The sequence below is a fragment of the Tardiphaga sp. GW822-FHT04G09 genome, assembly GCF_058800725.1.
In genome coordinates, this window is record NZ_JBXAMO010000043.1 from 1 (window position 1) to 4,588 (window position 4,588).

Here is a 4,588-nt window from a genome sequence, read left to right on the forward strand (position 1 = left end):
CGTCAACTATTGACTATACATTTGGCGGAGCATCTTCGGGCGGCACTCCCTCGGCGCTGATGGTCTGGAATGCTTATAACAAAGTAATACAGCTACGGTTGTTCGTGACACTGGCACTACCTATACGTATGCTTTAAACCAGATAAGGCATACCAGGGGTAGCGCCGGGAACCAAATCAGTTTTGTCGTAGAACGTCAGCAGCCAGTGGGGTAATTGGTCTTATGGGGATTGGGCTTAATAGCACAACTGCTTATGCCGGCTCGCCTACCATGGTTTGGTCCACAATTGCCACTGGCTTAATTCAGGTGCTAAATAATAATTTAACATCTTATCCTGCCCTTGGCGTGAACGTTATTTCTGCAAACGAGAATACGGACACAACGGTTTTTACCTACAACAATGCCTTGGCTCCGGGTGTTCTCTCGGCGATGGTTAGAAACTGATGCGTTGGGCACTTATCTTTATCCTGCTTGTTGCGGGACCGGCTTTCGCTCAGAACCAATCGCCGACGCCTCCCGATCCGTTCGTCCTGAACGACAGCCACCCGTTCACTGCGACGTATTTCAAGGACACTAAGGGTCTCACTCCGCGCGAGATCACGATAAACCCGGCGCTGAAGACCATCGTTCTGATGGTCGCCGGCCAGTCGAACATGACGACCCTTCAGCCGACACTCTACACACCGCTGAACGGCACCGTCGTTTCCCAAATGAACATCTACGATGGGGCCTTCTATCCGATTAGTGGCCCTGTTTTAGGCACCAACTATTCTCTTGGGCCCGGAAATCTAACGGTTCAAGTGGCTGACCTTCTCGTCGGCATAGGCGGCGTGAACCAGGTCATCTTGGTCAACATCGCTATGGATGGCGCGCAAATCTCTGATTACGGCCCGTCGGGTACGTTGTACGATCGCGGCAATGTTGCGATGAAGCGGCTTGCAGCCAGAGGCATTACGCTATCTACGCCCGGTGTGTATTTCGCTTTCCTTTGGGGGCAGGGCGAGAACGGCAACGATACGGTACAGGCTACCTACGCTGCTGGACTTGCTGACATCAAGGCGAAGATGCTGGCAAGTGGGTTTTCCGGCCGCTTCTTCATCAATCTAGAAACGTGGGTGGCTGGCGTTACCAAGTCCGCCATCCGGGCGGCACAATCTGGTTTTGTAGATGGCGTGACAGTGTTTCAGGGCGGCGATCTCGACACGCTTAATGCGACCTATCGCCATCCCGACAACATTCACTTTAAGGACAATGGCGGAGATGCAGCGGCGTTATTGATTTACAATGCAATGCACGCATCTGGGGCGCCGTATTAGGCCTGATAGGGAATTAGCCGCCGAGGAGTTTACCGAAAAGCGAGCGGAGCGGCCCGGCGTGCTCCTTCCCAAGATGCGCTGATGGCCCGTCGGTGGGAATAGTTGTCTTCCCCGTTCCAGTCACAGTATTTGACCATGAGGCTTTCACATAGGGTCGGAACTCGCTGGCCATGACGGCTTCTTGGTCCGTGAACATGCGATCGACCGGATTGACAAATGGCTTATCGTGAACTCGCTTCAGGACTGCGTACATCATCAGTTCGCGAGCGTCGTTCGCCCTGAAGTTTTCAATTGAATAAGGGATGCGTGTGGCCGTGAAGTCAGCCGTGATAAAGGCGACGCTGAATTCGTACTCGTTAGCGAGCGCGATCTCCTGCACGACTCTTGGATGATAGTTGAAAAAGCCGTGATTGACGTGGCCGGCAACCGGCAGGATATGCAACATGAACCCTCCGGGCTTTGTCAGGCGGTGCATGTTTCGGAAGCCAGCGCCTTGGTCGAAGCAGTGTTCTAGCGTGCCCAAGTTGGTCACCAGATCGAATGTCTCAGTGTATCCATATGTTCGGTCTATATCTTGATTTAGGTCGAACCTTTTGATGTCATCGCGACCATCGATAAAATCAATTGCCGTGTAGCTTCCAAATCCAAGGCGGCAGTAAAGCTGGGGGGCACTCGAAACAAGTTCTGCGCCGAGGAATCCGCGTTCGCGCAGCGCCTCGGTAACAACGGAAGGATTTGCTGAGATGTCTTGAGCGCCGAATTCTATCACTGATGGTGATTTAGGGAGAGAGGTCACCAGTTCTGCCAGCGTCACTACGCACTCAAGATTAATGCCCATCGTTGTCTACCTTTTCGAAGCTCACAAGGCTGGAGTTGATGAGTGCCAGCCCTTTATCCACGTTTGACCCCACCACAAACGGGTATGCATCGTGCACATAGTCCTTCATTACATAGTTCATGATCTCATCTTCAGGAGTTAGAGTTTCCGCGACTCCTCCCGATAGGTAGTAGGTTCCCAAAGCGAGACGGGGGGCGAAGCTAAATCTCGTTTCCTTGATCTCGCCGTCTTGATAATCGAAAAGCTTGCCCTGAACGGCTGTGGAAGTGCCGTATATTGACACCCCCTCGGCGTTCTTAATCACCCATCCAACGGTGACGTTCGGGGTCGCCTTGATTGCCTCGGTCGTCACAACGATGACATAATGCTCTTGAGCGTGCACTGCGCGGCATGACTTGCCGGCAGCATCGATGATCTTGATGCCTCGCACGATCATCTGCGATTTGTATGATTCGACGGCCATTTTGAGTTTGTCTTTCAGGATGCCCTATCCGGGCGGGGCGTCGCTCGGTATGCTGGGAAGGCAATTAGGAGATTTCGGGTGGAATACCCCATTTACATCGTCTCGCACAGTGACGGGGTTCAATTTTGCGCCTACGTTCCGGATCTGCCGGGATGCATGGTCATTGGGGCCACCCGGGAGGCGGTTGCGGTGGCAATTGCCACTGAAATCATGGCCTATATTCAAGCTGCGCGGGCGAAGGGGGTGGAAGTTCAGCCGCCTGGGACAGACGCGCGGACTTTGGAGGCCATGCGAACGGATTTCGTCACTTTAAAACGAAACCTTGAATTACTGGAAGCTAGGCTGGATCAGCTTCAGAGCGTATCGCACTGACAATTTGTACAAGAAGATCATGAATGGCGCTACGGCGGCGATTTCAGCCGCAACGTTGTTATCGCAAGCGAGTATTGAGCGAGTTAGCAAGAGGCCTGAGACGACCGTGGTTTCTCCCGATCCGCGATGGAATGACGGCCACCCCTGTCACATCATATTCGCCCAATAACGGCGCTTTGCGCGGTGCTGTTTCTGACTGCGGCTTCTTTTCGGTCATCTGCACACTCCGGCTATCGCAGTGCGGAAAGGGTCTCCATCAGCGTAGTGCGCGTGGGTAAGATATCGGCCCAAATAACCAGTGCAACGGCGATAGCAGTGAAAGCCATGACTTCCGAATACTTGCGGCCGATGCCCGCTCGATGAGCCGCCATGACGATCATAGCTGTGACAATGGCTTTCCAGAAGGTGGAACCCATCATTAGGAACGCGATGAACACTAAGCCGGCTGCTACGACCGACTTCACGGAGAGCCTGATCGCCTCGTTGTAATAGGCCTGATCCATTGCTCGAATCTCTCCCATCTATTGGGAGACTAAGTGCGCAATAAACCTCTGTAAACAGAAGTTGCGGGTTTTCCGCACTGCAGCCGTCGAGCCCGCGCCCTCTGGGCCTTCCTTCCAAAACATCGGAGAACCACCATGACCATCGCTGCCCTTGTGGCGGGCGGTCCCGCGCTTGTAGTGAGAGGAGCACCGGGCACATCAGCCGTGAATGATCATCACCATAAAAGCCGCAGCGGGGGCGGCGCAGGCAGTTGCAAGTAGCATCAGGCCAATCATCAGTTTTTCATAACGGCCCACGACGCACCTCTTGAACTAGGCGGGGACCGCCGCCTGCAGGGTCAGCGGCCCCTCGCGCGTAATTGAAATCCTGGTCGTGGGTTGTCCCCCTCCAGCCATTTCTACGCGCAAGGCAAATTCAAATCTTTCCACACAATTCTGAGAAGAGGGATTCTGCGACCCCTTTGCGGAACACGTCCACTGTTGCGTGGCAGAAACAGTTTTCCGGCCGACATTCCCACCCACGGAGAAAATCTATGACAATCGCCGCACTCGTTGCGTCGGGACCCTTGCGCATGGGCGCAACGGGGCCGGCCGTTACTGCCGTTCAGCTCGCTTTGCGCAATGCGGAATATGATCTCGAGGCCGATGGCGGTTTCGGAACCATCACCCAGACGGCCCTGAAGGCGTTTGAGGCGAGCCACGGGCTAGCGCCGGATGGCGTCGTGGACGCGCCGACCGCTCCGGCCCTCGACAAGATCGCCCCGCCGCCTTCGGTGCTGAAGGTTAAGTCATGGCTCTCCACGATGCGCGCGATCATGCGGCGAATACAGATTCGCCGTCATCGCGTCAACTTACCTTTTTGAACGAAGATGTGCGTCGCTTGTGGTGCAGTCCGCCACACCGCAAAGGATTGAGGAGAGCTTGCCGAGCCGCACGCTTCAGACGTTGAGGCCGTAATGGAACGCGCTGACGAAGGAAGATGTGATGCCGGCGCGGATGTTGCGTGCTATTTTTGTCAGAATTCTCCTCAATAGTAGTCTTGGGCTGACCTGAGCCCCAAGCTTCATCCAGCGACGGGAAGAATCCTTTGATTATT

Annotated in this window: 7 protein-coding genes; 3 read left to right on the forward strand and 4 right to left on the reverse strand. The window is 54.5% G+C overall.

Features of this window, described 5'->3' with window-relative positions:
- The first annotated feature begins 443 nt into the window (after positions 1 to 443).
- Complete coding sequence (locus AC1RLZ_RS31055) at positions 444 to 1,316, forward strand: hypothetical protein (RefSeq protein WP_493191802.1); 873 nt, start codon at positions 444 to 446, stop codon at positions 1,314 to 1,316.
- Between the two features lie 13 nt (positions 1,317 to 1,329).
- On the opposite strand, the gene AC1RLZ_RS31060 is transcribed toward AC1RLZ_RS31055, so the two are convergent.
- Together AC1RLZ_RS31060 and AC1RLZ_RS31065 are read right to left on the reverse strand one after the other, a co-directional pair.
- Positions 1,330 to 2,154 (reverse strand): methyltransferase domain-containing protein, encoded by an 825-nt coding sequence (locus AC1RLZ_RS31060; protein ID WP_493191803.1) that lies wholly within the window; start codon positions 2,152 to 2,154, stop codon positions 1,330 to 1,332.
- Complete coding sequence (locus AC1RLZ_RS31065) at positions 2,144 to 2,617, reverse strand: Wzt carbohydrate-binding domain-containing protein (protein ID WP_493191804.1); 474 nt, start codon at positions 2,615 to 2,617, stop codon at positions 2,144 to 2,146. The genes AC1RLZ_RS31060 and AC1RLZ_RS31065 overlap by 11 nt, the downstream gene beginning before the upstream one ends.
- 78 nt (positions 2,618 to 2,695) lie before the next feature.
- Here AC1RLZ_RS31065 and AC1RLZ_RS31070 point away from each other — a divergent pair, with 78 nt between their 5' ends.
- On the forward strand, positions 2,696 to 2,989 hold the full coding sequence (locus AC1RLZ_RS31070; protein ID WP_493191805.1) for a type II toxin-antitoxin system HicB family antitoxin: 294 nt from the start codon (positions 2,696 to 2,698) through the stop codon (positions 2,987 to 2,989).
- Between the two features lie 230 nt (positions 2,990 to 3,219).
- Here AC1RLZ_RS31070 and AC1RLZ_RS31075 read toward each other — a convergent pair whose 3' ends face one another.
- Positions 3,220 to 3,492 (reverse strand): hypothetical protein, encoded by a 273-nt coding sequence (locus AC1RLZ_RS31075; protein ID WP_493191806.1) that lies wholly within the window; start codon positions 3,490 to 3,492, stop codon positions 3,220 to 3,222.
- 533 nt (positions 3,493 to 4,025) lie between these two features.
- Here AC1RLZ_RS31075 and AC1RLZ_RS31080 point away from each other — a divergent pair.
- Positions 4,026 to 4,355 (forward strand): peptidoglycan-binding domain-containing protein, encoded by a 330-nt coding sequence (locus AC1RLZ_RS31080; RefSeq protein ID WP_493191807.1) that lies wholly within the window; start codon positions 4,026 to 4,028, stop codon positions 4,353 to 4,355.
- On the opposite strand, the gene AC1RLZ_RS31085 is transcribed toward AC1RLZ_RS31080, so the two are convergent.
- Positions 4,339 to 4,588, reverse strand: a 250-nt coding sequence (locus tag AC1RLZ_RS31085) for a hypothetical protein (protein ID WP_493191808.1), incomplete at its 5' end; no start/stop codon positions are given. The two genes, AC1RLZ_RS31080 and AC1RLZ_RS31085, sit on opposite strands and share 17 nt — an antisense overlap.

Bases quoted from the DNA above. Each gene is read 5' to 3' on its own strand.
- AC1RLZ_RS31055 (WP_493191802.1), top strand. From the start codon at position 444: ATGCGTTGGGCACTTATCTTTATCCTGCTTGTTGCGGGACCGGCTTTC.
- AC1RLZ_RS31060 (WP_493191803.1), bottom strand. From the start codon at position 2,154: ATGGGCATTAATCTTGAGTGCGTAGTGACGCTGGCAGAACTGGTGACC.
- AC1RLZ_RS31065 (WP_493191804.1), bottom strand. From the start codon at position 2,617: ATGGCCGTCGAATCATACAAATCGCAGATGATCGTGCGAGGCATCAAG.
- AC1RLZ_RS31075 (WP_493191806.1), bottom strand. From the start codon at position 3,492: ATGGATCAGGCCTATTACAACGAGGCGATCAGGCTCTCCGTGAAGTCG.
- AC1RLZ_RS31080 (WP_493191807.1), top strand. From the start codon at position 4,026: ATGACAATCGCCGCACTCGTTGCGTCGGGACCCTTGCGCATGGGCGCA.